Raw genomic sequence first — 3,461 nt, forward strand, 5'->3', positions numbered from 1 at the left:
CGGGGCCTGGAAGGCGCCGCTGGTGGACGCCCCGGCCGCGGTGGCGCCGGCCGCGCCCAGCGCCCTGGCGGCGTCGGCGGCGAGGTCGCCGGCCCGCTGGTAGCGCTGCTCGGGCGCCTTGGCCATCGCCCTGGCCACCACCCAGTCGACGGCCGGGCTGAGGTCCGGGCGGCTCGCGGTCACCGGTGGGACCGGCCGGGTGAGGTGGGCGGCGATCACCGACTCGGGGGTGCCCCGGAACGGTGGCGACCCGGTCAGGCCGTGGTAGAGGACGGCGCCGAGCGCGTACACGTCGGCCGGCGGCCCCACCGCGGCCCCCTCGAACTGCTCGGGCGCCGAGTAGTACGTCGTCCCCAGGTACTGGTGGGCCTGGGTGAGGGCCTGGTCGGCGTGGACCCGCTTGGTCAGACCGAAGTCGGCGAGGTAGGCCCGGCGGAGGTCGGCCGTGAGCAGGATGTTGCCCGGCTTCACGTCCCGGTGGACCAGGCCGGCGGCGTGGGCCACGTCGAGGGCGCCCGCCACCTGGTCGAGGATCGACGCCATCGTGTCCGCCGGCACCGGGCCGTAGCGGTTGATGGCCCGGTTGAGGTCGGTGCCCTCGATGTAGCGCATGACGAGGTACAGCGACCCGTCGCCGTCCTCGCCGGCGTCGTAGACGGGCACGATGCCGGGGTGGTCGTCGAGCTCGACGGCCATGGCCGACTCGCGCACGAACCGCTCGCGGAAGGCCTCGTCGACGCCCATGGCCGGGCTGAGCACCTTGACGGCGACCCGCTTGCCGTGCAGCCGCAGGTCGCTCGCCAGGTACACGGTCGCGAAGCCACCGCGCTCGATCTCCCGCTCGATTCGGTACCGCCCGGCCAGCACGGTGCCGGCGGCGGCCTCGGGGCTCACCACGGCGACCCTCCCACGTCCCGGCCGCAGTGTACGGGCCGCTACCATCCGCCCGTCGGAGGGGCGGCCGCGCAGGCGCGGCAGGGGAGGGAAGGGCCGGACGTGCCGGAGATCCGCAGTGCCGAGCCGGCGGCGGACGCCCGTCGCGCGCCCGGCGAGCTCACGGACCAGCTGATCGCCACGAGCCTGTGGACCGACGTGATGCTGGCCGACGCCGGCATCCCCGTCTACGACGCGCCGCTCGTCACGATCGGCGGGGGGCTCGGCTCGTTCGCGCTGGTCGACTTCCTGCGCATCGCCGGCGTGCCGGCGTCGAGCATCCGGGTCCTCACGAACCTCGACCGCCCCTACGACACCTACGCCTACCTCGCCCGCAACTCCCAGATCCCGGACGGGGAGCGCCTGCGGTCGGACTCGGCCTCGGTGATGGACAACATCTGGGGCTGGCCCAGCTACGCGGTGCGCGAGGCGTTCGCGGCCCGGTCCGTGCCCGGCTTCCTCGCCCCGCTGTTCCAGGTGGCCACCGAGCCGGTCCTCACCGACTACTACACGCCGAGGTCGGGCGACGTGTACCGCTCGGTCGACCGGGAGACGGCCCGCATCGGCTGGACGTCCATGCTGGCCAAGGGCCAGGCCCGCATGGTGCGCCGGCGGGCGGGCGGCGGCTACTTCTCGATCCTCACCCCGCCCGAGGGCACCTGGCCGACCCGCCGGGTGGCGTTCCGGTCGTCGTTCGTGCACGTCGCCGTCGGCTACCCGGGCCTCCGCTTCCTGCCCGACCTCCAGGCCTACCTGACCAGGTACAACGACTACACGCGGGTGGTGAACGCGTACGCGCCCCACGAGCACGTCTACGAGGAGCTGATCCGGCGGGGCGGCACGGTGCTCGTGCGGGGCGCCGGCATCGTCGCCTCCCGGGTGCTCCAGCGGCTGATGGAGGACGTCGAGCGCCACGGGGCGAGGACCCAGATCGTCCACCTGTTCCGCACGTACCAGCACGGGCTCCAGGGCCCGAGCGTGTTCATGCGCCGCCGGGCCGCGGACGGCGTCGCCTACCAGGGTTTCAACTGGCCGAAGGGGGCGTGGGGCGGCCAGCTGCGCTACCGGTTGGAGCGGGGGAGCGACGAGGAGCGGGCCCAGCTGTTCAAGGTCATGGGCGGGACCACCACCCCGAAGCGCAAGCTGTGGCAGAAGGAGATCGCGCTCGCCCGGTCCAAGGGCTACTACCGTCAGTTCGTCGGCGAGGTGGCCGACATGACGCCGGGGGCCGACAACACGGTGGTCACCCGGGTGCGGGCCAAGGACGGGTCGATCCTCGAGGTGCCCGCCCACTTCGTGATCGACTGCACCGGCCTCGAGGGCGCCGTCCCCGAGCACCGGCTGCTGAAGGACCTGCTCGAGCACGGCGGCGCCGGCCTCAACCTCCTGAAGCGGCTCGACGTCGGCCTCAGCTTCGAGGTGCGCGGCGCGGACAGCCCGCCCGGCGCGATGTACGCGTCCGGGTCGATCACGCTCGGCGCCTACTACGCCGGCGTGGACTCGTTCCTCGGCCTCCAGTACGCCGGGCTGCGGATCGCCGACGACCTCGCGAGGCGCGGCTTCTGCCGCCGGATCGGCCTCGGGCGTTCCGTGTCACAGTGGTGGCGATGGGCCCGCAACCAGCCGGTCGACGGGTAGCGGGCGGGCACCGGTGACCCCGACCCTGATCGGCCGCATCGAGACGAGGATCTTCGTCCTCGTCGTCGTCGGCGGCCTGTGGACCCTCCTCGTGTCGCCGTTCCTGCCCGGCATCCCCGGCGAGGCCGGCCTCGGCGACGTCTACGAGCTGACGTTCGAGGTGCTGGCGACCGTGCTGCTCGCCGGGCTCGTCTGGGAGCTCGTGTACCACCTGCTCCAGCAGTTCCGGTGGGAGAAGGACTGGCCGGCGCTGTTCGGGCTGCTCACCGGGATCAACGAGGGGATCGTCGCCCACTTCGCCACGAAGGCCCTCTTCGACGTCGACGTCCTCCCCGGCTCGGCCTACGTCGTCCACTTCACGACGACCTGGCTCCTCACCTGGTTCTTCGTCAACGGCCCGATGCGGGTGCTGTTCCTGCGCTGGCGCTTCGACGGCGGGCGCATCCTGTGACCCGGGTGTGCGTGCTGCCCGGCGACGCCCTCGTCGCCCGGTCGGGCGACGCCGTGCTGGTCGTCGACCTGGACGACCCCGGCCGCGACGACGTCCGCCGGACCCTGCTCGAGACCGTCGCCGAGGTCTGCGGGGCCGGCCGGCCGGCCACCGGCGAGCTGGCCAGGCGGCTGATCGCCGCGATCATGGCGGTGCCCCGCCAGCGGGTGCCGGCGTTCGGGGTGGCGGCGCCGTCCTCGCTCGGGGTCGACGTGCTCCTCGTCGGCGACGTGGTCGCCTCGTGGACCGACGGGCGGGGCGACCACCGGGTGTCCGGCCGCCAGGGGACGAACTGGGTCGACCTGCTCGTGCCGCCCGGCGTCGAGCGCCTCGTCGTCGGCCGGGAGGGCGTGAGCGGCGAGGGCCACCAGCTGGCCGACCTTCGCGACGGCGCCGTCGT

4 protein-coding genes are annotated in these 3,461 nt (G+C 73.8%); 3 read left to right on the forward strand and 1 reads right to left on the reverse strand.

All coding sequences use genetic code 11. The features are described 5' to 3' along the window. Positions 1 to 894 (reverse strand): serine/threonine-protein kinase (locus VGB14_07510; GenBank protein ID HEX9992757.1); only part of this gene is annotated, 894 nt, incomplete at its 3' end. 102 nt (positions 895 to 996) lie between these two features. On the opposite strand from VGB14_07510, the gene VGB14_07515 reads away from it, so the two are divergent. The 3 genes from VGB14_07515 to VGB14_07525 form a co-directional block, all read left to right on the forward strand. Continuing rightward, a complete protein-coding gene (locus VGB14_07515; protein HEX9992758.1) occupies positions 997 to 2,571 on the forward strand; it encodes a hypothetical protein in 1,575 nt (524 codons plus the stop codon). Positions 2,572 to 2,584: 13 nt separating this feature from the next. Then, a complete protein-coding gene (locus VGB14_07520; GenBank protein ID HEX9992759.1) occupies positions 2,585 to 3,022 on the forward strand; it encodes a hypothetical protein in 438 nt (145 codons plus the stop codon). A gap of 5 nt (positions 3,023 to 3,027) precedes the next feature. Continuing rightward, on the forward strand, positions 3,028 to 3,461 hold a 434-nt coding region (locus VGB14_07525), incomplete at its 3' end, for a hypothetical protein (protein ID HEX9992760.1).

Source organism: Acidimicrobiales bacterium (genome assembly GCA_036399815.1).
GTDB lineage: Bacteria > Actinomycetota > Acidimicrobiia > Acidimicrobiales > DASWMK01 > DASWMK01.